Source organism: Chryseobacterium sp. 7 (assembly GCF_003663845.1).
Classification (GTDB): domain Bacteria; phylum Bacteroidota; class Bacteroidia; order Flavobacteriales; family Weeksellaceae; genus Chryseobacterium.
This window is the reverse complement of the sequence record NZ_RCCA01000001.1, coordinates 3,434,429-3,459,105: the sequence shown is the minus strand read 5'-3', so window position 1 is coordinate 3,459,105 and position 24,677 is coordinate 3,434,429. Positions and strand designations below refer to the sequence as shown.

Sequence of the window (24,677 nt, the reverse complement as noted above, 5' to 3'; positions counted from 1 at the left end):
TCGAAGGATAGTATCAAATTAAATTGCAGTAGAAACAGTAAGACTTTCCCATTTCTCAGCGTCTTTTTGTAAAATATCAATTTTGTTATTCAGAAATTCCAGGGTTCCTACACCCAATAACAAATGCACTGGAGGATTTTTCTCTTTACTGATCTGAATCAGCACATCAGCTGCTTTTTCAGGATCATTAGGCTGATTTCCATTAATTTCATTAAGGTGAGCCTGTTCCGAATTTCTTGCTGCTTCATAAGCCTGAATAGGGTTAGATGGTGTCTTTACCGAATCTTTAGTTAAAAAATCTGTACGGAAATATCCCGGATAAACAACAGTAGCATGCACTCCGAAATCTTTTACTTCTTCAGCAAGTGCTTCTGTAAATCCGGCAACAGCAAATTTTGTAGAACAATAGATTCCCCAGCCCGGAAAATTAGCAGAATAGCCGCCCACAGAAGAAATATTGAAGATGTTTCCTGATCTTTGCTCACGAAGATAGGGCATGGCATTTCTGATCACATTCAATGTTCCGAAAACGTTCACAGCATAATTTTCTCTTGCTTCTTCATCGGTAAGTTCTTCCAGCGTTCCGATTTGCCCATAACCTGCATTGTTGACCACCACATCAATTCGTCCAAAATGGTCAACTGTTTTTGCGATGGCAGATTTGATGTCGTTATTATCTGTAATGTTGACGCTGAGTGGAAGGAAGTTTTCTGAAGTTTCTCCGATTGTGGAGATCAGGGATTCAACGGTACGGCTTGTAGCAGCAACCTGAAATCCTTCGGACAGTAATTTTTTTACCAACTCGAATCCTAAGCCTTTTGAAGCTCCTGTCACGAACCATACTTTTTTTGTTTCCATTTTTAAATATTTTTTGTTTAAATGATGGTACAAAGATGGCAACTTACGAAAAGGGAAATGTATCCAAATCGGGGAATGATGTATCCAAATCGTGAATGGCGATAGTATTCGAAAAAGGTTAATGATTTTTGAGGAGATTTCTGTATTTCAGAGGCGTAATTCCTATGTTTTCTTTGAAACAACGGATAAAATGACTTTGATCTGAAAAACCGCATTCCAAAGCGATATCCGTTAAAGAATTGGATAAAGTGAGCAGTTCAAGAGATTTGTTGAGTTTTAATTTTCTGAGGTATTCGCCCAGATTGCAATGGAAATACTTGTGAAAATCCCTGCTGAGATGAATAGGATGGATGTTCAGTGTTTTGGAAAGTTCCGTAAGACTGAGACTTTCTGTAAAACTTTCATGTAAAATTTCATTGATCTGACCTACCCACAAAGGTTTTCTTTCCATATTTTGCTTTTGATGGGTTAATTGGCTGAAAAGATGTAATAACAACTGATTGACGGACAGTTCAAACGAAATGTTATGCGTTTTGGTTTCCTTGAACATCTGATAAACCAGAAGTTTCAGGGCAGGATCTTTTATATTAAAACTTCCTTCTACTTTATTTTTCTGAATATCAAACCGGTCAAACCAGCTTTGAGTGAGCTCGATATGAAAGCCTCTTGTAAAAATATCAGGTTTAATATTGTAATGTGGATCTTCCCAATGATGATACAATAATGTTCCAGCAGAGCAGCTATAGACTTCTTTTTTGTTTCCTTCCGTCATATTGCCCTGAAGAAGAAAAGTGAAATATGCATTTTCATGATAATGCCAGTCTACGTAAGGATGCGTATACTCCGTATCAGTGATCGTCAATCCTTCAAGATTGACTATTTGATTGGTGTCTCCAAAATATTCGCCGTTACGAAGAGTATTCATGATAAATTTTGTTTTAACCGGTCAATCTGTTCGTACATCTTATTAAAAAACATTTTCCTTTCCCTGTTTCCGGATTCATTCAGCGATCTGGAGTTTTTGATCTGATGCTCAAAATAGCTCAGAGAATCTTCACACGTGATTTTATCATTCGTCATCATATATCCAAACATGCTGAAAGGCACAAAAAAAGAACACTGTTCTTCATTTTTGAATAAAATAGCGTTGTTTAAAATAACCAAATCATTCACATAGATCTGAAAATTAGTTTTTTCCAGTGTTTTGATCTCGAGGCCTTCCAGTAATTTTTTTAAGTTTTCCAGAATAAGATCCGCTTCATTTTTCTTTAATAAACCCATTTCATAATAGAATGAAATTTGTCTCAAAGCACTCATAATCGTGGTGTCATTCCATATTTCCGTTACGTTTTGTTTATCGTAAAGATCTTTCAGCAGGTCATTTTTTACAGAATGGTATTCCATATTAAATTCATGAAACGGACTTAAGAATTTATCCTGATTCAGTAAATTCATCCAGACATAAAACTTGAAACGGGACAGAATGGAATCTGAAATGGTATAAAAAAATGGGATGTCTTTTGCGGAATAAAATACTTTGGAATTGGTGATATTCTGAAAAACATTCAAAATCTTCAGTGAGTTCTCAAAATAGTTTAAAAGATCTTCGGTAGTTTTTACAGGCTGGGTTCTCTTTACTACCAGTTGATTTTCTGTTCCGAGAAACTGATCCAAAGAGATCTGATAATATTTGGCAAGCTCCAGTGCTTCTTCAAAACTGAACTTGGCTTTCATAGAAGTCCTTCTGTGAGCCGCATCATAGCTGATATTAAGAATGTTGGCGATCTCATCATTTAAAGATTTCTCACCAATTTTTCTTCGGATTTCCTTAAGCAGAGCTTCCTGGTGCATAGTTTTGTGATTTTCACAAATGTAGCATTTTTTGTGGAAAGAGTTTTCGATTTTCTGTTTAGTAGACTGGAAGTTTGAAGCTGGGAGAAGGGAATTCTTGCAGGGAGAAAGAAACAATAACAATTTAAAAGTAACTGAATTTATAATCACTATTACTATTGATCACTCAAAGTAACTTCCAGCTTCCTTCTTCCCACTTCCAACCCCTCATTTTGTGATTTTCGCAAACAGGATGTTTTTTTTAATTTTTTTTCACATTCGGAACTGTGTCTTCAGCAGATAATTTTGAACTATAATTTTAAAATAAGAGTTATGAAAACACGAATTTTATTAATAACAGTTCTTTTATTCGGCAGTCTGGCATATGCATCAGACAGTTTAAAAGCAGATTCTTTGAAACCGAGATTGATTGCTGCTTCACCTTCAAAGAATGTCCGAAACGTCAATGGAATTTTATTCAAATATTATGATGAAGAAGATCATTTTAAGCCTAAAAAAGTAAACGGTTTGGGAATGGGATTCAATTTTCTGGGTGTTTTCCTGCCGCCGTTAATGCTGTTCAATTTAAGTTTACCCAGCAACGATGATTATGTTATTGTTCCCCGGGAAAAGATGAATAAAATCAACGGACTTCAGTTGTCGCTCATCAATATGGAACCCACGGTTACTAATGGTTTGGAGGTCAATGTTTCGAGTAATATGAATACCTATGCGGTAACCAATGGTATGTCTTTCTCTCCGTTTTTTAATCTGCATCATGAAATGAAAGGGCTTTCTGTAGCGCCATTAGCCAATATAGGGCATAAATGCAGAGGAATACAGATCGGTTTGTATAATAAATGTGATGATTTCAGAGGAATACAAATTGGCGGATGGAATGAGAACGGAAGACGAAAACTTCCTTTAATCAACTGGAATTTTAAGAAACAAAAAAGAAAATAAGAAGTGATGAAAAAACTTGTTGTAATTATTACGCTGTTTCTTTGTGGCTTTCTGAAAGCTCAGTTTGAAGAAATTAAAGAGAAAAAGTGGCTGGTTCTTCTTCTCAGTACCAGAATTGAAGGAACTTCAATGGATAGTAAGGCATTCTGGTCCATAGGAACAAAACTGACTGATGGTGATAAGAATTACTACAGTTTAAGAGGACACTTTAATTGGTGGGATGAAAGAAGGCTGCTGGTGATTCCGGAGTTTGATTATTTCAGAAAAGTGGTTTCGTTTAGTGATGGTGCAGAAATATCGTCTTTATATGCCGGGGCTGGAGTTTCGCCTTATGCGGTGTCGCCCAAAGCTGGAATCAACTTTTACCATTTCTTTTGTGCAGAATTCGGGTATAACTTCGAATATAATATCTATAAACCATTTCCCATTAAAGGATTTCGCTTCGGAATAGGAATTAACCTTGTCTTTTAAATGATTTTAAACCAATAAATAATTCAACCATGAAAAATTATAAACTGATATTATTTTTATTGATGCTGTCCGCCCGTATTTTTTCACAAAATACCATCAATGATACTGTGAATACCCCAGCAGAAGAACCTTTTGACTATAAAAAATATTACGAATGTGATTTTGGAGAGGGAAATGTTTTAATCGTCATCAAGAAAGGAAAAGAATTTACAGACCTTAAAGATTTAAGAAAATCAGGTAAAGGTTTTGCCATTAAAATGGAAGCCATCTACAGTATGGAATTTGCAGATGGACAAAGATATGAATCAAGTGTGGTGAAGAAAATTACAAATGATAGCCTTTCGATTACGAATTTTTTCAATGAGAATTCGGCAAAACTGGCGGGACAACCCTTTAAGCTGATCAATTATCCACTTTCCTCTTTGAAATATGTTCGTTTTATTGATGACCGTATGCTGTCCCTGTACAGCAAAAAGAATATTCAGAAGAACTTTGACTTAATTGTGAGGAAAATGGATCGTGCTAAGATGTGTCCTGCCGTTATTCAGTTCAAAGAAAAAAATAATGAAATGAAGGTCTGTCATTTCTATCTGACCTCTCAGGGCTATGATCTCCTTTACGAGGACAAAGGGCGAGTATATTATATGGAAGGCAGAGTAGAATGGAAATAGTTGTTGAAGAGAGTACAGTGATCACGCTGTACTCTCTTTTATTATTCATTTTCATAAAATTATTCCCTATTCACGGAAAAAAGTAAAAGAAGTGGCGTATCTACTGAAGAAAAATAATATTTTTGTACTATAGCTAGGATGAATGATGAAAATAAAATGTCTACTACTGTTTTTGATTATTGGCGTTGTGTTTTGTCATGCACAGGCCAATAATGAAGAAAAAAATACCCCGGAACAAAGGACTTATGAAGAATTGGAAAAAGAATTCTACAGTAGCCGTATGGGAGAAGGAAACAGTAAAAGTATTGCAGATTATTATCTTAAAAAAGCAAAATCTGAAAACAATACGGCCCGTATTGCTGAAGGATATGTCATGCGTCATTTCGAAGAGAATTTATCTGATGCATTAAAGGATTTTGACAGCCTGCAGCATATCACTCAAAATTCTAAACAAAATACTTATCCGGCCAGAATTTATCTGTTAAGGGGAAATCTTTATTTTAGAAATAATAATCTCCAGTCTGCATTGAATAATTATATCCTTGGACTGAAATATGCCAAAGAAAAAGGAAATAAAAGGCAGATTGCCATGGCACATATCAGTATTGCCTATCTTAATAATTATATCGGAAAACACGAAGAAACTGCTAAAGTACTAAGGCACTACGCTTATGATGCAGATTATATGAATGAGGATGAGAAAAGAACGCTCAAACTGAATCTGGCTGATGCTTACATAGAAATCAATAAGATGGATTCTGCTTATATCCTGATACAGGATGGTTTACAGGAATCCAGGAAAAATAAAGATTTTTACCGTTATTATGAGAACCTTGGGCTTTTGGGATATTATAATCTGCATTCAAAAAAATACCAGAAAGCCATTGACGGCCTATTAGAATGTGAAAAATATTTCTTTACAAACAATAATAGTGATACAAGAAGCCAGAATTATACTCTTTTATATTTGGGAAAATCTTATGCTGGACTTCAACAAAAAGAGAAAGCTGTAGATTTTTTCCGAAAGATAGACTCTATGGTTCTTAAAACAAACTATATTTATCCCGAACTGCGGGATGTATACACCTATCTGATTGATTATTATAAAGAAAACAGCGATACCGAGAAGCAATTATATTACGTAGAGCGGTTTTTAAAAGTGGACAATGTACTGTATACCCAATTCAGATATATTTCCAGAGAGCTTCCGAGAAGATATGATACGCCGGAACTTCAGCAGGAAAAAGAAGATATTACCAACGAGCTTACAAAAAGAAAAAGCCTTTTTTATATTGTTCTAAGTCTTTTGCTGATATCACACCTGCTATTCATTAATGTTTATTTTAAATATAAAAAGTCTGAAAAGAACTATAAAAAGATTGCTCAGGATCTTATTCTGTCTGCTAATGAAAGAAGATTTGATAGAGACTATAAATCTGAACCGGAAAAAGAATCCTTCTCTGAACCTCTTCCTGTAGAAAATGCAGGAAATTCTGAAGAGAGAATCACCAAAACAATTTCGGAAGATATTGCGCAAACCATTTTAGCAGAACTTGAGACCTTTGAAAGCAAGGATCAGTTCTTAAGCAGAGGAATTACGCTGGGAAGTCTTGCCAAAAAAATAAAAACCAACTCGAAATATCTGTCGGAAATTATCAATACCCACAAAGGAAAAAACTTTGCCACCTATCTGAATGATCTCCGTATTGATTATGCCATCAGCAGACTGGCGAATGACAGAAAATTCAGGTCTTATAAAATTCCTTTTATTGCCGAAGAATTAGGATATAATAATGAACAGGCTTTCACTTTAGCCTTCAAAAAAAGAACCGGAACACCTCTTTCTATTTATCTGAAAGAAATTGAAAATATGACCGGAAAATAGTTTTAACTCGCTGATTTTCATTTTATTTATGTTTATAAATTCATGATTTTAGGTATATAAATTTATGAATCTATAAACCATACACTTGTGTCACTATTTTTCTTGCTGCATCTTTGTTTCAGGTAAAAACACAACCATTTATTTTGTATGTGCACAATACAGGATATCAATTCCAAACTGTTGATAAATTAAAATATCAAGCTGGGAATTGGAACATAAAAATTAATAAGTAAAAAGGCCAGAAAGAATAACCAAGAAAATAAATGTAAATAATGAGATAATTGTTCAGAAATTTAAAAGTATAAAAGTGTAGTAATGATCATTTAAAAATCAGAAGCAGTTAAAAACAAAATCCGGTGGTGAATCCGCCACAAAAAGTTTAAAAGTAGAGTATAGTGTAAAAATGGATGTATGACCGGTAATGTAGCACTGAGGTATCACTTAAAAAACTAATAACCATTTCAGTAAAACTAATTCCATGAAAGCTCAGAGTAAAATAAAATTTTATTCTTTTTAAAAGTGATAGTGTAAAGTGTTCATTCCGGATCAATACGGATTTTATTGAAGTTCAGGACAGTATTGAGTGGAAATGTAACCTGAAAATGCAGCAGAGCGAGAAGGAGAAAAAAGGTGAATTTCCTGAACTGAAAGTTTAAATGCTTGTTAAATGATTTTTAAAGACAGCGCAATCATCAAGTTGCGCTGTTTTTTTGTAACTTTGCAGACATTAATTTTTATATAAAAAATTTATCATCAACAAATGAAAAAGCAAACGATCAAAGAAGTCCTAAAGGATTACAAGAAAGTATTACATCATGACATTACCGTTTACGGATGGGTAAGATCCTTCCGTGCTAATCGCTTTATTGCGCTTAATGATGGTTCTACGATTAATAATTTGCAGATAGTTGTTGATTTCGAAAATTTTGATGAAGCGATCCTTAAGAATATCAGTACAGCTTCTTCCCTTAAAGTAGTAGGAGAGGTGGTAGAAAGCCAGGGAGCTGGACAATCTGTGGAAATTATTGCTAAAAAGATCATCGTTTTAGGAGATAACTTTACAGAAGAACTTCAGAGTACAATTCTTCAGCCTAAAAAACACAGCCTTGAAAAGCTTCGTGAGCAGGCACACTTAAGATTCAGAACAAACCTTTTCGGTGCAGTGTTCAGAGTGCGCCACGCGGTAAGTTTTGCAGTTCACTCGTTCTTCAACCAGAACCAGTTTTTCTATATTAACACTCCGGTTATTACAGGAGCGGATGCAGAAGGAGCAGGTGAAATGTTTGGAGTAACAAACTTTGACCTGAACAATATGCCGAAAACTGAAGAAGGGGAAATTGATTTCTCTCAGGATTTCTTCGGTAAAAAAACCAACCTTACCGTTTCCGGACAGCTTGAAGGAGAAACTGCTGCAATGGGATTGGGAAGAATCTATACTTTCGGACCTACTTTCCGTGCTGAAAATTCTAACACTACAAGACACCTTGCAGAGTTCTGGATGATTGAACCGGAAGTGGCATTCAACAACCTTGAAGATAACATCGACCTTGCGGAAGATTTCTTAAAATATGTAATCCAGTATGTATTGGATAATTGTAAAGATGATCTTGAATTCTTAGACAACCGTTTTGCAGAAGAGCAGAAAACAAAACCGGAAAAAGAAAGAGCAAAAGAAGGTCTTATCGAAAAACTTCAGAATGTAGTGGCTAAACGTTTCAAGCGTGTAAGCTATACAGAAGCTATCGAAATCTTATTGAACTCTAAAGAAAACAAAAAAGGAAAATTTGCTTACCCGGTTGAGAGTTGGGGAACTGACCTTCAGTCTGAGCATGAAAGATATCTTGTAGAAAAACATTTTGAGAGCCCGGTAGTATTATTTGACTATCCGAAAGAAATCAAAGCGTTCTATATGAAACTGAATGATGATAATAAAACCGTTGCTGCTATGGATGTTCTTTTCCCTGGTATCGGTGAAATCATTGGTGGGTCAGAGAGAGAAGCAAGATTGGATGTTTTAAAACAAAAAATGGCAGATATGCACGTAGATGAGCACGAACTTTGGTGGTACCTTGATACCAGAAAATTCGGTTCTGTGCCGCATGCAGGCTTTGGTTTAGGATTGGAAAGACTGGTTCTTTTCGTAACAGGAATGACGAATATCAGGGACGTAATTCCTTTCCCTAGAACACCGAAAAGCGCTGAATTCTAGAACAATAAAAAAAGCCTTAATCATAAGTTAAGGCTTTTTTTATTATTTAATAGTTTATTATATTAAAGTAAGTCATGCAAAAATCATGCTAAATGTGTATTTTATCAAATAAATTTATTAAATTCGTAGAATATGTTATGTTAAAACGTAAAGAAGAATATGCTTAAACAACACTTACAACTCAAATTAGGACAGAAGCTGGCCCCTCAGCAGATCCAGTTGATGAAGCTTATTCAGCTCCATACTCTTGAATTTGAAGAGGAGTTGGAGAGAGAGTTAGAAGAAAATCCGGCTTTGGAAATTGCAAAAGAAGATTCTAAAGAGGATGATTATTCTTCTCTGGAAGACGCTTATCAGGATGAGGGTACAGAAAGCATTGAAACAGATTTCGACGTCAATGAATATATCTATGACGACGAACCAAGCTATAAAACCGCATCCAGCAACTATTCTCCGGATGATGAGGAATTTGATAACGAAAGCCTTCTAACGGAGGGACAATCTTTATACGACTATCTTACAGAACAGATTCATTTGGTTAATATCAATGAAGAAGATCTTAAGATTGCAGAATATCTTATCGGAAACTTAGATACAGACGGCTATCTGAGAAGAGAGATCAAATCTATTGTGGATGATCTTGCTTTCTCACAGGGGATTTATACAACGAAGGAAAGAGTAGAGGATATTCTTGAGAATTATGTTCAGAAACTGGATCCGTCCGGTGTAGGAGCAAGAGGACTTCAGGAATGTTTACTATTACAAATTGAAAAGAAAGTAAGCTCAGACAAAGCAGTGTCTTTGGCTGCCAATATCTTAAGACATCAGTTTGAAGCCTTAACGAATAAGCACTATAACAAGATCATTCAGAAATATGATATTGAAGAAGATGATCTGAAAGATGCTCTGGATGAAATCTCAAAACTGTCTCCAAAAGTAGGAGGGAACTTTGATACCCAAACCATTACGATCAATCAGGAAATTATTCCGGATTTTGTGATTCAGGTGAAAGACGGACAGGTAATTCCTATGCTGAACAGTAAGAATGCGCCTACCTTAAGAGTTTCTGAAGAATATAAAGATATTCTGACTACTTATTCTCATGATAAGAATTCATCAGAACATAAGCAGGCTGCATTATTTATCAAGCAAAAACTGGATGCCGCAAAATGGTATATTGATGCCATTAATCAGCGTCAGAATACATTATTACAGACCATTACAGCTATTGTAAAGTTCCAGAAGGATTATTTTATTACTGGTGACGAAAAGTCGCTGAAACCAATGATTCTGAAGGATATTGCAGATATTACAGGATTTGATATCTCTACCATTTCAAGGGTGGTAAAAAGTAAGTATGCAGATACCCCGAATGGAATTGTATATCTGAAGGATCTGTTCTCTGACAGCTTAACGAATGATGACGGAGAAGAAGTGTCTACCAAAGAGATCAAAACCCATCTTCAGGAAGTTATTGGTAAAGAAAATAAGAGGAAACCGCTTACTGATGATGCATTAGTGGTCATTCTGAAAGAACAGGGGTATAATATTGCCAGAAGAACAATTGCAAAATATCGTGAACAGCTCAATATTCCTGTCGCAAGATTAAGAAAAGAACTTTAACAGATAATACAAAAAAGGTGAATAGACATATTCACCTTTTTTATTTAAACTGATTAGCTATCTCTAAGAAATCAGAAATATTTGTCTAAATGCTTACTTTTTATCCTTCATATAATTAATATCAATATTGGAGATAAAGTTCCCTCCACTGGCTTCCCATTTTCCCTGACTTTGATAACGGAACAGTAAGTCCTTGGACAATGTTTTTTTTGCAGAGATTCCGAAAACGAAATCTACATTATCCTGAGGTACATTTTCAACAAGTTGTAAGGTAATCGCCAGCTGATCCAGATCATTATAAATAAGTTTATATTTTCCCAGATCAATGGTTTGCCAGCCTGTAGTATTGGTTTTAAATATTATATTTTCCTGTAGGAGAGATTCATCCGGTAAATTATTCTTTACAGAGTATACATTGAGCTTTAAAGTAATTTCCTTGAATTTAGAGCTCGGAATAATGTAAAAATTATAGCTGTTAAGTTTAGTCCATTTATAAATATTGAATATTTGTCCCTGTTCAATGGTGGGAACATTCTGATCAAACATTTTAGAGAAAGTGAGCATTGGCCTGCTTTTATATCCCAAAACATCTTTCTTTGTTTTTTTTCCAATTATACTGATTTCCTGAATAGCATTGGCCTTTTTGTTTAATGTAATATTGGCATTGGAAGTTATTCCTTCTATGGTTAGTTTTTTATCTTCATAACCATTGGATTCAAAGATGATATAATCACTTTTTTTCGCATTTTCGGGGATATCTATAGAATAATTCCCATTGATATCTGTAATTGTACTTGTATTTATATTTTCCAGGCTTACTGAGCAGTAAGAAACAACCTCATTATTTTCATTGATAACCTTTCCGGATATTTTTTGAGAATACATACTTATACTAAGTAAGAGAGCACCTAGTACCGATACAATTTTCATGTTTTTAGTTTTTTGTAAATATATTATTTTATTTCATATTAATAACCTGATAAGGAAAATGGGATAGAATATTTATCCGTAGAAAAGACTTTAATCCAGGCCAAAGTTTAGAATGTAGGATTATTTCAACATTTTCACCATTTCATTATTTTATGATTTTCACCTTCAGCTTTGTTTTACATTCTCTAACCCCAATTCTCTCATAGAAATCTCCCGCATCTCTACTTTCCTTATCTTTCCTGAAATAGTCATTGGGAATTCATCTACAAATTTCCAGTATTTTGGGACTTTGTAGTGAGCAATTCTTCCTTTGCAGTATTCCTGAAGCTCTTCTTCTGTGATGGTAAATCCTTTTCTTACCTTCACCCACGCCATTACTTCCTCCCCGAATCTTTCACTCGGAACTCCAATAATCTGAACATCCAGAATGTTGGTATAGGTATATAAAAAGTCTTCAATTTCTTTCGGTGAGATATTTTCTCCGCCACGGATGATGAGGTCTTTTATCCTCCCGGAAATGGTAATATAGCCGTCTTTGTCCATTACAGCCATATCTCCGGTATGCATCCAGCGGGCATCATCCAGTATTTTTTTTGTGTTTTCGGGATCGTTCCAGTATTTCAGCATAACAGAGTAGCCTCTTGTACAAAGTTCCCCATGCTCTCCTCGTTGTAAAGTTCTTCCATTTTCATCAATAATCTTTATTTCAAGATGATCCTGAACAGTTCCTACAGTACTTACCTGCTTCTCCAATGGGGTTCCAATCAAAGTTTGAGTAGATACCGGCGAAGTTTCCGTCATCCCGTAGCAAATGCTCATTTCCTTAATGTTCATAAGGCTTTCTACCTTTTTCATAATCTCCGGAGGGCATACTGAACCAGCCATAACGCCTGTTCTTAAACTTGAAAAATCATACGTATCAAAATCTTTTACAGCCAGTTCAGCAATAAACATGGTGGGTACACCGTACAAAGACGTACATTTTTCGTCAGAAACAGCTTTCAAAGTGATATCCGGATCAAAACTGTCATTCGGAATTACCATACACGCTCCATGAGCCACACAGCACATATTTCCGATGACCATTCCAAAGCAGTGATAAAAAGGAACAGGTATACAGACACGGTCTTTTTCCGTATATTTTAATCGGATACCAATAAAATAACCATTGTTGAGAATATTATGATGAGAAAGGGTAACACCTTTCGGGAAACCTGTAGTTCCTGAAGTATATTGAATATTAACAGGATCATCAAACTGTACATGCTCTTCAAAACTGTGAAGGACTTCATCTGAAATATCCTGGCCATTGTTCACAAATTCTTCCCAGTTTTCATCAAAGAAAATCTCATGCTCCAAAGTTGGGCACACTTCTTTGGCGTATTCCACCATTTCTTTGTAGTTGCTGGATTTGAAACTTAAAGAAGAAAAAATAAAACGAATTTCGGATTGGTTAAGAACATATGTCAATTCGTGAGTTCTGTAGGCCGGATTGATATTCACTAAAATGGTTCCTATCCTCGCCGTAGCAAATTGCAAAAGAACCCATTCATAGCGATTAGAAGACCATATTCCGATTCTGTCTCCTGCTTTTGCTCCTAAAAGCAGTAAAGCTTTCGCAACGGCAGTGGTCTGATTATAAAATTCCTGGTAAGTAGCTCTGTAATTCTGATGAACACAGACTAGTGCTTCCTGATGAGGGTATTTTTCGACAGTCCTTTTAAGGTTGGCTCCGATGGTCTGTCCTAATAATGGAACATCAGAAGTTCCATATACATAAGATAAGGGCATAGTTTAAGATTTGGTGGGCTAAAAATAATAATTATATCCCGAACTATGCCTATGAATATTAACTTTCCTGAGAATCTATTTCTTTAAGCTGTTTTAAATTTTTATCAAGCTTTCTGATAATGATACCATATACCAATCTGTAATAAAACCAGATCATAGAGACAGCGAGCAAGGTACTGACAACAATTCCCGCGATGATGATGGTAAGATTGGAGCCGCTTGGCTGTATATTCTGAGAGTTTAAAGTATAAAATATGAATGCAGTCAGTACAAAAGTAAATACTACCAGCAATACAATGCTGATCAGAATAAATGCATTCACTGTTGTTTTGAATTTAATAATTCTGGTAATCAGACCCTTCAGATTTTCCTCAATTTTGATTTTCCGGTAATTCTGATAGAATTTCAGTACAAAATAAGCTGTGATCAGCAGGCTTAAAATTTTTATCGCCAGATAAACATGACCGAAGTTGTTTTCTACTTCAGGAGCCTCTTGTGCCCCTAATCTTTCGAGCATTTTACGGAAACTTTCAGATTCTTCTTCCTGAAAAAAGTAGAATAACCCAAATACGGAAAAGAAAAGAAATTCTAAAACACTGATCCAGAAAATATACTTCACATAATTGCGTGATTTTCTGTTCAACATCTGGAGAATCTCATTGTTGTCATATTTAGGCTGAACAGGCTGTTCCTGCCAGGTTTTTTTAAAACTATCTAGATCAAATTCAGGCATATTTTTCCATCTGTTCTTTAAGGGTTTTCTTTAATCTGTTCATTTTTACACGTGCATTAACTTCAGTAATTCCGAGGTTTTCTGCAATGTCCTTGTAAGGCAGATCGTCAAGATACATCATGACAATAGCTCTTTCCACATTAGGAAGAGTCTTGATTACAGTATACAAAAGTGATACCTGTTGCTGTTTTTCATCATCATCTTCCACAAAATCTCTGTGATTGATGTCCAGCTCATTGGTAGGAAGGCTTTTGCTTTTTTTTCTAAAAAGAGTAATGGCAGTATTGAGCGCTACACGATACATCCAGGTTGAAATCTTGGAATTTCCTTTAAAAGAATCATAACTTCTCCAGAGCTGTAACACGATTTCCTGGAAAAGATCCTCTTCATCCTCCAGAGAATTGGTGTAAAGACGCGATACCTTAATAATCAGTCCCTGATTATCTTTGATAAGCTGCGCAAATTCTTTTTCTCTGGAATCCATAGATATATAATGGCACGAAGATAATAATAAAGTGGTAATTACTGAAAAATATAATGCAAATTCATAAAAAGCAGAAAAGTAAAATTTAAGATGAGTGAAAAAGATTTATTATACTTTCATTAAAAAGTAAACGTCAAAAATTTATAAATTCGGGATAATTTACATCAGTTAAAATACTTTAGTCATTTCGTTGCTTTACCTTTTTACCACAAAATTTGCGTACCTTTGCCTCCGCGAGAAAATCGGCTTGTTGATTTCCCGTTTTACGGGAGGTAGGAAAGTCCGGACACCATAGAGTAGCAAAGCGGATAACATCCGTCACCCGCGAGGGTAGGACAAGTGCAACAGAAAGCAGGTACAGTTCGGCTGTAGTGAAACCAGGTAAACTCTTTGCGGTGCAATGGTAAGTATATCGGTTCTTTTCAGCAATGGAAATAGGGGCGGCTCGTCCTGAAAACCGAGGGGTAATCAGCTCAAGTGTTGCAGCAATGTACCACGTAGATAAATAACAGGCACTTTTTCGGAAGTACAGAATCCGGCTTATAGATTTTCTCGTGATTTTTTAAAAAAGCTGGAAGTCAGAGGCTTGAAGAGTGAAGTTTTTTATATGTAATGATTTTAAGCCTTCACTCTTCAAGCTTTATTTTTCCAATCTAATTTATTCGCTTTCCAATTGTTTTTTTGATTCCAATAGGTCTTGTCTGTCCTGATCGGAAAGAGTAGGATATTTAGGATCCATTTTCTCCAGCGTATCAATAATGATTTGAATAGCAGCTACTCTTGCAAACCACTTGTTGTCAGCAGGAAGCACATACCATGGAGCGTGATCTTTTGAAGTTTCATTGATAGCGGTTTCATAAGCCTCCATATATTGGTCAAATAAAGCTCTTTCCGGAAGATCGCCCGCAGAGAATTTCCAGTTTTTTTCCTGTTCATCAATTCTTTCTAAAAGTCTTTTTTTCTGCTCATCCCTAGAAACATGTAAAAAGATTTTTACAATGGTAGTTCCGTTCTGGGCAAGATGTTTTTCAAAATTTCGGATGCTTTCATATCTGTTTTCCCAGAATTTATCATCAAAATCTTTTACCGATGACCATGTTTTTTCGCTTAAATTATATTCAGGATGCACCTTGCAAACCAAAACACTTTCATAATGAGAACGGTTGAAAATTCCAATCATTCCTTTTTGTGGCAGCGCAAGATAATGTCTCCATAAAAAATCATGAGAATATTCTTTGGAGCTTGGTGTCTTAAAGCTGGTCACATTACAACCCTGCGGATTTACCCCTCCGAAAACATGCTCTATCATACTGTCCTTTCCCGCAGCATCCATTGCCTGCAGTACAACAAGAAGAGACTTGCTTCCGTCAGCATACAGTTTTTCCTGCAGCTCACGAAGCTTTTCTTTCTCCTTAATCAGCATTTCTGCCCCTTCTTCTTTAGTGAGTTTCCCTTTATAAGACGTTGACGTTTTTTTTATTGAAAATTTTCCATTTACTTTAAAATCATCTGAGAAATCGGTGTCCATATGTTTTAAGATTAAAAGATTAAAAGATTAAAAGATTAAAAGATTAAAAGATTAAAAGATTAAAAGATTAAAAGATTAAAAGATTTTGGCTATCATTTCAAATTATGACATAAATTATCTAATATCTAACTTCTAGCCTCTAACATCTATTCTAATATAAATGTAATAAAAAAACCGCCTCAACGGAGACGGTTCTTTTATTTTTTTGAGTAGAGATTACTTCGCAACAGCTTTTTTAGCAAGTTTAGCAGCTTTTTTCTCAGCTTTAGCAGCTTCTTTCTGCTCAGCAGGAGTCAATACTTTTGGCTCAGGAGCGTTAGCATCTACGTTACCTTTAATGTAGATTACGCTTCTGTTGTTTGCAGGGTCGTTAGAGAAAACCTCAATCATTTTGTTGAAAGGACCAGGAATAGCAGTGTTGTATCCAACCTTGATCTTAGCTGATTTCCCAGGCATAATTGGATCTTGGCTGAACTCAGGAGTTGTACATCCGCAAGAAGGTTTTACATTTGAAAGGATCAATGGCTTATCACCAGAATTCGTTACGGTAAAGAATCTTGTGCCATCAGAGCTAGGCTTAATAGTTCCGTAATCGAAAGTTGTTTTATCAAATGTAATAGTTTGTGCAGATGCCAGAGCAAATGTCCCGAATAATGCAATTCCTGCAATTAGTTTTTTCATATTCTTGAATGTTAATATGTTTGTTAGATAAATTTTGTGAAACAAAGTTAAAAATTATTTTAATTCATGCTTAAAAATTTTTTTCTTTAGACTATTTTTGCAAATTGCAAGCCAAAGAAATAGAATTTATGCAGATTTCAGAAAAGTACAATCCACAGGAAACAGAACAAAAATGGTACAGTTACTGGTTGGAAAACAAATTTTTCCATTCGGAACCTAATGACAAACCACCATATACCATAGTCATTCCTCCGCCAAACGTGACGGGAATACTACACATGGGTCATATGCTGAACAATACCCTTCAAGATGTTCTGGTCCGTCGTGCAAGAATGCGCGGATTTAATGCTTGTTGGATTCCGGGAACAGATCACGCTTCAATTGCTACTGAAGCTAAAGTTGTTGCTAAACTGAAGTCTGAAGGAGTCAATAAGTCAGATATTACCCGTGAAGAATTTTTAACGCACGCATGGGACTGGACTAATAAATATGGAGGAACCATTCTTGAGCAGTTGAAAAAGCTGGGATGTTCATGTGATTGGGACAGAACCCGTTTTACCATGGAAGATAAGCTTTCACAGCAGGTTGTCAAAAGTTTCGTAGACCTTTATAATAAAGGACTAATCTACAGAGGCTACAGAATGGTGAACTGGGATCCGGAAGCGAAAACCAATATCTCTGACGAAGAAGTAATATTTAAAGAACAAAACGGAAAATTATATTTTCTTAAATATAAAATCGAAGGATCTGAAGAATTTCTTTCAGTAGCGACTACACGTCCTGAAACTATTTTTGGGGATACTGCTGTATGTATCAATCCTAATGATGAAAGATATGCCCACCTGAAAGGTAAAAATGTTATCGTACCGATTGTTGACAGAGTAATTCCGATCATTGAAGATGAATATGTAGATATTGAATTCGGAACAGGAGCGTTGAAAATTACGCCTGCTCACGATATCAATGACTATGAAATCGGACAGAAACATCAGCTGAAAATGATTGATGCGCTGGATGATGATGGAAATCTTAACGAGCACGGTTTACATTATGCAGGGAAAAACAGATTTGACGTAAGAAAACAAATCGCTAAAGAACTTGAAGAAAAAGATCTTTTGCTTAAAGCAGAAGATTATGTAAATAAAGTAGGAACTTCTGAGAGAACAGGTGCTGTTATTGAACCGAAAGTTTCAGTACAGTGGTTCCTTAAAATGTCTGAAATTGCGAAACCAGCTTTGGACGTAGTAATGGATGATGAGGTTAAATTTTATCCTGAAAAGTTCAAAAATACCTACAAACACTGGATGGAAAACATCCGTGACTGGAATATTTCCCGTCAGCTTTGGTGGGGGCAGCAGATTCCTGCATATTACTATGGAGAAGGAGAAAATGATTTCGTAGTTGCAGAAACTAAAGAAGAAGCTTTAGAGCTGGCAAAACAGAAAACAGAAAATTTAAGCCTGACGATAGAAAACCTTAGACAGGACGATGATGCATTAGATACATGGTTCTCATCTTGGTTATGGCCAATGTCTGTATTTGACGGATTGCTTGATCCTGAAAATAAAGACATCAACTATTACTATCCAACATCTGATCTGGTTACAGGTCCGGATATTATTTTCTTCTGGGTTGCCAGAATGATTATGGCCGGATTGGAATACAGAAAAGAAGTTCCGTTCAAGAATGTTTATTTTACAGGGATTGTAAGAGATAAGCAGAGAAGAAAGATGTCTAAATCTCTTGGAAACTCTCCGGATCCTCTTGAATTAATGGATAAATACGGAGCAGATGGAGTACGTGTAGGTATTCTATTGAGCTCTGCAGCTGGAAACGATCTTCTTTTTGATGAAGATTTAATGCTTCAGGGAAGAAACTTTATGACGAAGATCTGGAATGCATTCCGTCTGATCAATATGTGGAACCATGAAGATAAACCAGCTGTAGCTACAGATAACCAGGCTATTGAATGGTTTGAAAACAAATTGAACAAAACAATTGCTGAAATTAATGATCAATTCGAGAAATTCAGAATTTCTGATGCATTGCATTTGATCTATAAATTAATTTGGGATGATTTTTGCGGTTGGTATCTTGAAGCCATCAAGCCGAATTATGGAGAAGGAATTTCTAAAGAAGTTTATGACAAAACCATTTATTTTTTTGAAGAATTAATGAAGCTTCTTCACCCGTTTATGCCTTTCTTAACAGAAGAATTGTGGCAGACGATCTCAGAAAGAAGTATTGATGAAGCTTTGGTGATTGCTCAGCAGAAAGAAGCAGGAGCATTTGATGAAACAATTATTAAAAACTTCGAAACGGCAGCAGAACTAATTTCAGGAGTTAGAAACTACCGTCAGACAAAAGGAATCTCCCCAAGAGAAGCCGCTGAGGTTTATACTAACGCTTCTGAATTTGCCAATGAAGCTGTCGTAAGAAAACTGGCCAATATTTCTGAAATCCACTTCGGACAGAAAACAGATAAACCAAGCTTTACTTTCCTTGTAGGAGCTACTGAAGTTTCTATTCCTTTAAGTGAAAATTTAGATTTAGGAGAAGAAAAGGCTAAAACCGAAGAAGAAGTGAAATATTTAAAAGGATTTTTAGTTTCCGTAGAAAAGAAACTTTCCAATGAAAAATTTGTTGCCAATGCAAAACCTGAAATCGTAGAGGTTGAGCGTCAGAAACAAAAAGATGCTTTGGATAAGATTGCGATCCTTGAAGAGAAACTGAAAAGTTTATAAAATATAGACAATAAATTTTGTCAAAATCTCAGGCTGGGTACACTTTTACAATGGTATCCAGCCTGATGGTTTAAAAGAATAAATTACAATGACACATATAGAAAACATAAAGAAACTATTCTCAAAAGATTTTGTAGAAAATCCGTTGCTGGAAAGTTTTGAAGTTGGAAAGATTTACCTTTCCAGTGGAAAGCTTGTTGCTTGTGATCCTTTGATTACTAATGATATGCTTCCTTTTACCACAGAATTTCCAAAAGGAGATTTTTCTGTAATGTTACATAAAGAAAGGGAGAGTAACTGTGTAGCTTATGCCGAAATTATATTCGATAATTCTGAAATTAAAGAATGGAAAATGGCTACTACAGCAGGACAGAATATAAAAGAACTGGCGGAAGGAGAAGTTTTCGGATATCCCGTAGAAAGCGGGATGGGATGTTTCATGGATGTTGATACCCAAAACAGTCTCAACGAATTGGAACAGAAATTATATCAAAATAAAGGAGGAGACTTTATGGGAATCTACGAAGAATTTTTCCATGATTATTTCTTTGACGAAAAAGGAGCCATAGATCAATATGCTTTTCTGAAGCCCGCAAAAGATCATCCCGGGACTATATTTGCTTTTGAAACCGGATATGGCGAAGGGTTTTATGCAAGTTATATAGCTTACAGTAAAGATCAAAAACCAGTTAAAATAATTACAGAATTTATCGAAATAAGTTAATTTTAAATTATTTATTTTTGAAATACAATTTTGTCAGGTATAAATTTTAAAGCTAATACAAAACACAATGAATTTCTCATCAGAACAACCCCGAATTATTGTTGTAGGGAGCTCCTCTATAGATTTGGTTCTTGAAACCGAAAAAATTCCTATGCCCAACGAAACCGTTCTAGCCGTCAGATCAGACAGCTATTTTGGAGGAAAAGGAGCTAATCAGGCGGTTGGTACTGCCAGACTGGGTGCAAGTGTATACTTTATAGGATGTGTGGGGATGGATCCTCTTGGGCAGCAGATTATGAGGAATCTGGTAAGTGAAAATGTAAATGTAGGTTTTGTTCATGAGACGGATAAAGACGCTACAGGAACAGCTTATGTAACGACTTCTCATGGGAATGCAGCTATTGTGGTAGTTCCGGCAGCCAATAAATATCTTAGCAAACCTCATATAGATGAAGCGGAAAAATATTTTCACACCACAGATCTTGTGCTGATACAGCTTGAAATTTCTATGGATGTAGTGGAGCATACCGTTAAAAAAGCAAAACAGTACGGAAAAAAAGTAGGATTATATGCTTCGCCTGCAATGAGAGTCAGAGAAGATATCCTGGAAATGGTAGACTTTATTGTAGCCAAGAGCAATGAACTCTATATTATTTTCGGAGAAGAAAAAAGAGAAGAAGTTCTTAAGAAATATTTCAATAAAGTTTTTGTAAGAGATGATACTAACTCCACCATTTATTTTGATGGTACAGAAATGAAATACTACAGAAATGACAAAGATGAAAAAGTTCATAAAATGGGAATGGGAGATGCATTTACATCAGGATTTGCCATTGCGCTTTGCCATGGAAATTCTATTGAAGAATGTGTGAAATTCGGAAATGAAGTTTCATCAAGAGTTTCCGGAGGCAAAGGCTCCCAGACAGGACTGCCGAGAATCTCGGATTTCTTTTCTTAAAGCTATTTACGACATATCAAAAGTCTGAAACTTAACATAAAAATATAAGTAAAATGTCCACTTTTATAGTGGATTTTTTCTTTTGATACTATGGAAAAACTAATACTGACCACAGAAGACGATATTTCACTTGCTGTCCATCTCTTTAAACCGAAAAAAGAGAACGGGAAATTACTGCTGATCAACTCAGCAACAGGAGTAAAACAACAGGTCTATTTTTCCTTTGCCAGTTATTTTGCTGAACAGGGCTTTACGGTAATTACTTATGATTACAGAGGGATAGGTCTTTCCAAGCCGGAAAATATGAGAGGATTTCATGGTTCCATGAGATTATGGGGATCAAAAGATTATAAAGCTTTAACCCAATATATTAAAACCCATTTTAAAGATTATAAAAAATACTGTTTAGGCCATTCTGTAGGAGCATTGATTTTGGGAATGAATGAAGACTCCGGAATATTTGAAGAATTTGTTTTTGTAGGAACACAAAATGCCTTTGTAGGAAACCTTAAAGGAATGACGAAAGTAGAAGCCTATTTGGGCTTTGGGATTGCCCAGCCATTAACCACTTCATTATTAGGATATTTTCCTGCACATTGGTTTGGATTGGGAGAAAGTCTTCCAAAAAATTGCGCATATGACTGGAGAACCTTAATTTTAAACAAGAAATCAACCAACAGGCTGTTGGAAAAAATTGAGAATTTCTCTGAAAATCTGACGCAAAGAGTATTTGTAATCCGGGCAGAAGATGATATCTGGCTTACAGAAAAAGGAGTACTAAGTTTATTAAATGATACCTATCCTAATCTTAAGCCCACGTATAGATTAGTAAATGTTTCAGAATCTGATAAAAAAGAAATAGGACACATCAATTTTTTTAGAAGTTACAACAGCAAACTCTGGAATATTATTTTAAATGAACTGATAGATCAATGAAAAGTACAATTGACAATACCGTAGCGTTTGTAAAAGAAAAATTAGAAGGAGCAGAAGCCGGACATGACTGGTTTCATATTGAAAGAGTCTGGAAACTGGCAGCTCAGATTGCAGAAACAGAAGATTGTGACAAAGAAGTAGTAGAGCTGTCTGCACTTCTTCATGATATTGCAGATCCTAAATTCCATAACGGAGATGAAACCATTGCACCTAAAATATCCAGAACATTTCTTGAAGAACAGAATGTTTCCGAAGAAACCATTCAGAAGGTTTTATTTGTAATCGAAAATATTTCGTTCAAAAACAGAGATCAGGCACCCGTAAACCCACCCATTGAACTTCAGATTGTGCAGGATGCAGACCGTATTGATGCCATAGGAGCTATTGGAATTGCCAGAACATTCAATTTCGGAGGTTTTAAGAATAACCTCATGTATCATCCGGATATAAAACCCAAATTGGGAATGTCTAAAGAAGAATATAAAAAATCTGATGGTACCACCATTAATCATTTCTATGAGAAACTATTGCTTCTGAAAGATATGATGAATACCCCAAAAGGAAAAAAAATGGCCGAAGAAAGACACCAATATATGCTGAATTTCCTCGACCAGTTTTATAAAGAATGGAATGTGGATTAACCAGTACACCGGAGAAAAAAATAAATGAAATCTTATCTTAATACGGATGATGAAAATTAAAAAATTGATCCCAGATAGAGATAAAATACAGATAAGAAGTATCTTTGTAAAATATGACACTCATTATTTTTATAATATTTCTGGCTTCTGTTCTTTCTTTGGTTTTCTTTAAAGTAAAATCAGGAAGGATGGCGAAGTGGGCAAAGCTGTTTCGTATTGTAACACTGGTCTTTTCAATATCTGTTTTTACTTACTGGTTTATCAAAAAAAGTGCGGTAGCATTTGTAGATAATTCTGTAGGATTGCAGGTGGTGAATAAACTTCCTCAGACATTAGACTTTTACATGATTAATGTAAATAAGACCGACAAAAATACAACCCTTGAGCCCAAGCATATCGGGAAAATACGTCCGGAATATTACAGAATAGAATATCTGAAAATGGATAAGTCTGATGAATACTGGATCGTAGGATATCTCGGAAAGAAAAACCTGGTGTATTTTTCCCAGCATTCTGTACCCAATAAAAATATTGATCAGATTGTGGAAGTTCAGAATTACATCAATCAGAGCATGAAGCTTTCTGAGACAGCCAAAAAGCAAGTAGATGCTTACAATTATGAAAATACAAAACTGGGCATTTGGATTACACTGGATTTCCTTCTGCTGTTTCTGAATCTGGTATTGCTTCTTCGAAAAAATAAATAAAAAAGGGGAATGAGACTTTTAGTTCATTCCCTTTTTTGTTTTGTTAAGGATAATCAAGAATATGCATGACCTGTTCTTTATAATCTTCAGGGCAGGCTCTGATAAGTTTGTCTTTAGTGTGTTTATTAATACTTTTTGGGGCAACCCACTCCGTTTTATTGGGGTTCATACTGTGGCTGTCATATACTCGTTTTATGGTATCATTGTCATAAAAAATATATTCATCACCAAGCCAGTTATTGGCAATACTGATAGTACAAATTTCCTTTTCCATGATTTATGTTTTTTAAAGTATAATGATTGATGAAAAACATTATACTCTAATTTACGAATTTTTTCTTCAGGAAAGGGAAAGAAACTACAGTTTAAAAGAGATATCGAAATTATTCTATTAAATTGACACAATATCACTTAAAAAAGTGTCCCTGTACTCTCTGTAGCCATTTGTGGAATATGAATATCTGTTTTCCATTCCTCATTCACTTTCTTGATGAAATAAGCTGATAATAATGGAGAGGCCTTTTCAATATTCTGATGCACGAAGAAATAAAGATTCTGAAGGCCTTCCTTCTTCCATTTGGTAAGGTGCTTCAACCAGTCATCCAGCCTTTCGTAATCGCTTTCTGCATTTGCACCCACATAACGGATGAATGCGTTGGGAGTTGTAAGACGCATATGCAGCATATCTCGTCTTCCGGCAGTATCTACAATAATGTTGGTGATATTATGGGCCTCGAAAAGCTCACAGGTTGTATTCAGAATTTCCTCATCAGTAAACCATTCCGTATTTCTAAGCTCAATGGCCAGCGGAACTTCTTTTGGCCATTCCTTTACAAATTTTTCCAGCCTGTCATAATCTTTAGGCTTAAAATTATCATGAAGCTGTAAGAAAGCCATTCCCAGTTTCTCATCAAAATTGATAACGGAAGATGCAAATTGGGTTACCGGATCTGTCACATCAATCAGTCTTCTGAAATGGGAAACGGTATTGGTAATTTTGGGGAAGAATTTAAAATCCGCCGGAGTCTTTTCCTTCCATGTGGTGACCTGATCAGGCGTAGGCATTCCGTAGAACGTAGCATTCAGCTCGATAGAATTAAACTGAGTGGCATAATATGTCAGTTCATCTTTAGTTCCTTTGGGATAAAATCCCTTAAGATCTGTTTTGTTCCATTTCGCACATCCTATAGAAATGTTTTCCAGTCCTTTTTTATTAAGAGCCAATATTTCTTTAGTTCTTGGATGGTCTTTAGGTAATGTGAAATCTATTTTTGAAGGGTCTTCTACTTGTCCGAATTTCATATCTGTAG

Annotated in this window: 23 protein-coding genes and 1 other RNA gene; 13 read left to right on the top strand and 11 right to left on the bottom strand. The window is 35.5% G+C overall.

Annotation, left to right across the window (positions count from 1 at the left end; genetic code table 11):
- Positions 1-18: 18 nt before the first annotated feature.
- From CLU97_RS15805 to CLU97_RS15795, 3 genes are all read right to left on the bottom strand, one after another.
- Positions 19-858 (bottom strand): SDR family NAD(P)-dependent oxidoreductase, encoded by an 840-nt coding sequence (locus CLU97_RS15805; protein ID WP_121488786.1) that lies wholly within the window; start codon positions 856-858, stop codon positions 19-21.
- Positions 859-976: 118 nt separating this feature from the next.
- Entirely contained in the window at positions 977-1,783 is an 807-nt protein-coding gene (locus CLU97_RS15800; RefSeq protein ID WP_121488785.1) for a helix-turn-helix transcriptional regulator, read from the bottom strand.
- Complete coding sequence (locus tag CLU97_RS15795; protein WP_121488784.1) at positions 1,780-2,709, bottom strand: helix-turn-helix domain-containing protein; 930 nt, start codon at positions 2,707-2,709, stop codon at positions 1,780-1,782. Before CLU97_RS15795 ends, CLU97_RS15800 begins: the two co-directional genes overlap by 4 nt.
- A gap of 312 nt (positions 2,710-3,021) precedes the next feature.
- On the opposite strand from CLU97_RS15795, the gene CLU97_RS15790 reads away from it, so the two are divergent.
- From CLU97_RS15790 to rpoN, 6 genes are all read left to right on the top strand, one after another.
- Positions 3,022-3,651, top strand: coding sequence for an LA_2272 family surface repeat-containing protein (locus CLU97_RS15790; protein ID WP_121488783.1), 630 nt, complete (start codon positions 3,022-3,024; stop codon positions 3,649-3,651).
- 6 nt (positions 3,652-3,657) lie between these two features.
- Positions 3,658-4,122 (top strand): hypothetical protein, encoded by a 465-nt coding sequence (locus tag CLU97_RS15785; protein ID WP_121488782.1) that lies wholly within the window; start codon positions 3,658-3,660, stop codon positions 4,120-4,122.
- A gap of 29 nt (positions 4,123-4,151) precedes the next feature.
- On the top strand, positions 4,152-4,793 hold the full coding sequence (locus CLU97_RS15780) for a hypothetical protein (RefSeq protein WP_121488781.1): 642 nt from the start codon (positions 4,152-4,154) through the stop codon (positions 4,791-4,793).
- 142 nt (positions 4,794-4,935) lie between these two features.
- A complete protein-coding gene (locus CLU97_RS15775; RefSeq protein WP_121488780.1) occupies positions 4,936-6,678 on the top strand; it encodes a helix-turn-helix domain-containing protein in 1,743 nt (580 codons plus the stop codon).
- 760 nt (positions 6,679-7,438) lie between these two features.
- Positions 7,439-8,887 (top strand): asparagine--tRNA ligase, encoded by a 1,449-nt coding sequence (gene asnS, locus CLU97_RS15770; RefSeq protein ID WP_121488779.1) that lies wholly within the window; start codon positions 7,439-7,441, stop codon positions 8,885-8,887.
- A gap of 159 nt (positions 8,888-9,046) precedes the next feature.
- Positions 9,047-10,510 (top strand): RNA polymerase factor sigma-54, encoded by a 1,464-nt coding sequence (gene rpoN / locus CLU97_RS15765; RefSeq protein ID WP_121488778.1) that lies wholly within the window; start codon positions 9,047-9,049, stop codon positions 10,508-10,510.
- Positions 10,511-10,603: 93 nt separating this feature from the next.
- Here rpoN and CLU97_RS15760 read toward each other — a convergent pair whose 3' ends face one another.
- From CLU97_RS15760 to CLU97_RS15745, 4 genes are all read right to left on the bottom strand, one after another.
- Positions 10,604-11,440, bottom strand: coding sequence for a carboxypeptidase-like regulatory domain-containing protein (locus CLU97_RS15760; RefSeq protein ID WP_121488777.1), 837 nt, complete (start codon positions 11,438-11,440; stop codon positions 10,604-10,606).
- 165 nt (positions 11,441-11,605) lie between these two features.
- A complete protein-coding gene (locus tag CLU97_RS15755; protein WP_121488776.1) occupies positions 11,606-13,231 on the bottom strand; it encodes an AMP-binding protein in 1,626 nt (541 codons plus the stop codon).
- Between the two features lie 58 nt (positions 13,232-13,289).
- Positions 13,290-13,964 (bottom strand): beta-carotene 15,15'-monooxygenase, encoded by a 675-nt coding sequence (locus CLU97_RS15750; protein WP_121488775.1) that lies wholly within the window; start codon positions 13,962-13,964, stop codon positions 13,290-13,292.
- The gene (locus tag CLU97_RS15745; protein WP_002976998.1) at positions 13,957-14,448 is read right to left on the bottom strand and encodes an RNA polymerase sigma factor; all 492 of its coding nucleotides are present in this window, start codon (positions 14,446-14,448) and stop codon (positions 13,957-13,959) included. The genes CLU97_RS15750 and CLU97_RS15745 overlap by 8 nt, the downstream gene beginning before the upstream one ends.
- 234 nt (positions 14,449-14,682) lie before the next feature.
- On the opposite strand from CLU97_RS15745, the gene rnpB reads away from it, so the two are divergent.
- Positions 14,683-15,007: RNase P RNA component class A (gene rnpB / locus CLU97_RS15740), an RNA gene on the top strand.
- Positions 15,008-15,106: 99 nt separating this feature from the next.
- Here the strand turns inward: rnpB and CLU97_RS15735 are convergent.
- Entirely contained in the window at positions 15,107-15,976 is an 870-nt protein-coding gene (locus CLU97_RS15735) for a polyphosphate kinase 2 family protein (protein WP_121488774.1), read from the bottom strand.
- Between the two features lie 216 nt (positions 15,977-16,192).
- Positions 16,193-16,657 (bottom strand): DUF1573 domain-containing protein, encoded by a 465-nt coding sequence (locus CLU97_RS15730; RefSeq protein ID WP_121488773.1) that lies wholly within the window; start codon positions 16,655-16,657, stop codon positions 16,193-16,195.
- A gap of 128 nt (positions 16,658-16,785) precedes the next feature.
- Between CLU97_RS15730 and CLU97_RS15725 the strand changes: the two genes are divergently transcribed.
- From CLU97_RS15725 to CLU97_RS15700, 6 genes are all read left to right on the top strand, one after another.
- Complete coding sequence (locus CLU97_RS15725; RefSeq protein WP_121488772.1) at positions 16,786-19,401, top strand: valine--tRNA ligase; 2,616 nt, start codon at positions 16,786-16,788, stop codon at positions 19,399-19,401.
- 88 nt (positions 19,402-19,489) lie between these two features.
- Positions 19,490-20,125 carry a DUF4241 domain-containing protein gene (locus CLU97_RS15720; RefSeq protein WP_121488771.1) on the top strand — a complete coding sequence of 212 codons (636 nt, stop codon included), beginning with the start codon at positions 19,490-19,492 and terminating at the stop codon, positions 20,123-20,125.
- Between the two features lie 67 nt (positions 20,126-20,192).
- Complete coding sequence (locus CLU97_RS15715; protein WP_121488770.1) at positions 20,193-21,083, top strand: ribokinase; 891 nt, start codon at positions 20,193-20,195, stop codon at positions 21,081-21,083.
- Between the two features lie 90 nt (positions 21,084-21,173).
- Positions 21,174-22,019, top strand: coding sequence for an alpha/beta fold hydrolase (locus CLU97_RS15710; protein WP_121488769.1), 846 nt, complete (start codon positions 21,174-21,176; stop codon positions 22,017-22,019).
- The gene (locus CLU97_RS15705; RefSeq protein ID WP_121488768.1) at positions 22,016-22,660 is read left to right on the top strand and encodes an HD domain-containing protein; all 645 of its coding nucleotides are present in this window, start codon (positions 22,016-22,018) and stop codon (positions 22,658-22,660) included. The genes CLU97_RS15710 and CLU97_RS15705 overlap by 4 nt, the downstream gene beginning before the upstream one ends.
- Positions 22,661-22,773: 113 nt before the next feature.
- The gene (locus CLU97_RS15700; RefSeq protein ID WP_121488767.1) at positions 22,774-23,367 is read left to right on the top strand and encodes a hypothetical protein; all 594 of its coding nucleotides are present in this window, start codon (positions 22,774-22,776) and stop codon (positions 23,365-23,367) included.
- Positions 23,368-23,410: 43 nt separating this feature from the next.
- Here the strand turns inward: CLU97_RS15700 and CLU97_RS15695 are convergent, their stop codons facing one another.
- Entirely contained in the window at positions 23,411-23,641 is a 231-nt protein-coding gene (locus CLU97_RS15695; RefSeq protein WP_121488766.1) for a hypothetical protein, read from the bottom strand.
- Positions 23,642-23,778: 137 nt separating this feature from the next.
- The gene (locus CLU97_RS15690; RefSeq protein WP_121489765.1) at positions 23,779-24,669 is read right to left on the bottom strand and encodes a DUF72 domain-containing protein; all 891 of its coding nucleotides are present in this window, start codon (positions 24,667-24,669) and stop codon (positions 23,779-23,781) included.
- Between the last annotated feature and the right edge of the window lie 8 nt (positions 24,670-24,677).

Coding starts and splice junctions, on each gene's coding strand:
- CLU97_RS15805 (WP_121488786.1), bottom strand. CDS start 858: ATGGAAACAAAAAAAGTATGGTTCGTGACAGGAGCTTCAAAAGGCTTA.
- CLU97_RS15800 (WP_121488785.1), bottom strand. CDS start 1,783: ATGAATACTCTTCGTAACGGCGAATATTTTGGAGACACCAATCAAATA.
- CLU97_RS15795 (WP_121488784.1), bottom strand. CDS start 2,709: ATGCACCAGGAAGCTCTGCTTAAGGAAATCCGAAGAAAAATTGGTGAG.
- CLU97_RS15790 (WP_121488783.1), top strand. CDS start 3,022: ATGAAAACACGAATTTTATTAATAACAGTTCTTTTATTCGGCAGTCTG.
- CLU97_RS15785 (WP_121488782.1), top strand. CDS start 3,658: ATGAAAAAACTTGTTGTAATTATTACGCTGTTTCTTTGTGGCTTTCTG.
- CLU97_RS15780 (WP_121488781.1), top strand. CDS start 4,152: ATGAAAAATTATAAACTGATATTATTTTTATTGATGCTGTCCGCCCGT.
- CLU97_RS15775 (WP_121488780.1), top strand. CDS start 4,936: ATGATGAAAATAAAATGTCTACTACTGTTTTTGATTATTGGCGTTGTG.
- asnS (WP_121488779.1), top strand. CDS start 7,439: ATGAAAAAGCAAACGATCAAAGAAGTCCTAAAGGATTACAAGAAAGTA.
- rpoN (WP_121488778.1), top strand. CDS start 9,047: ATGCTTAAACAACACTTACAACTCAAATTAGGACAGAAGCTGGCCCCT.
- CLU97_RS15760 (WP_121488777.1), bottom strand. CDS start 11,440: ATGAAAATTGTATCGGTACTAGGTGCTCTCTTACTTAGTATAAGTATG.
- CLU97_RS15755 (WP_121488776.1), bottom strand. CDS start 13,231: ATGCCCTTATCTTATGTATATGGAACTTCTGATGTTCCATTATTAGGA.
- CLU97_RS15750 (WP_121488775.1), bottom strand. CDS start 13,964: ATGCCTGAATTTGATCTAGATAGTTTTAAAAAAACCTGGCAGGAACAG.
- CLU97_RS15745 (WP_002976998.1), bottom strand. CDS start 14,448: ATGGATTCCAGAGAAAAAGAATTTGCGCAGCTTATCAAAGATAATCAG.
- CLU97_RS15735 (WP_121488774.1), bottom strand. CDS start 15,976: ATGGACACCGATTTCTCAGATGATTTTAAAGTAAATGGAAAATTTTCA.
- CLU97_RS15730 (WP_121488773.1), bottom strand. CDS start 16,657: ATGAAAAAACTAATTGCAGGAATTGCATTATTCGGGACATTTGCTCTG.
- CLU97_RS15725 (WP_121488772.1), top strand. CDS start 16,786: ATGCAGATTTCAGAAAAGTACAATCCACAGGAAACAGAACAAAAATGG.
- CLU97_RS15720 (WP_121488771.1), top strand. CDS start 19,490: ATGACACATATAGAAAACATAAAGAAACTATTCTCAAAAGATTTTGTA.
- CLU97_RS15715 (WP_121488770.1), top strand. CDS start 20,193: ATGAATTTCTCATCAGAACAACCCCGAATTATTGTTGTAGGGAGCTCC.
- CLU97_RS15710 (WP_121488769.1), top strand. CDS start 21,174: ATGGAAAAACTAATACTGACCACAGAAGACGATATTTCACTTGCTGTC.
- CLU97_RS15705 (WP_121488768.1), top strand. CDS start 22,016: ATGAAAAGTACAATTGACAATACCGTAGCGTTTGTAAAAGAAAAATTA.
- CLU97_RS15700 (WP_121488767.1), top strand. CDS start 22,774: ATGACACTCATTATTTTTATAATATTTCTGGCTTCTGTTCTTTCTTTG.
- CLU97_RS15695 (WP_121488766.1), bottom strand. CDS start 23,641: ATGGAAAAGGAAATTTGTACTATCAGTATTGCCAATAACTGGCTTGGT.
- CLU97_RS15690 (WP_121489765.1), bottom strand. CDS start 24,669: ATGAAATTCGGACAAGTAGAAGACCCTTCAAAAATAGATTTCACATTA.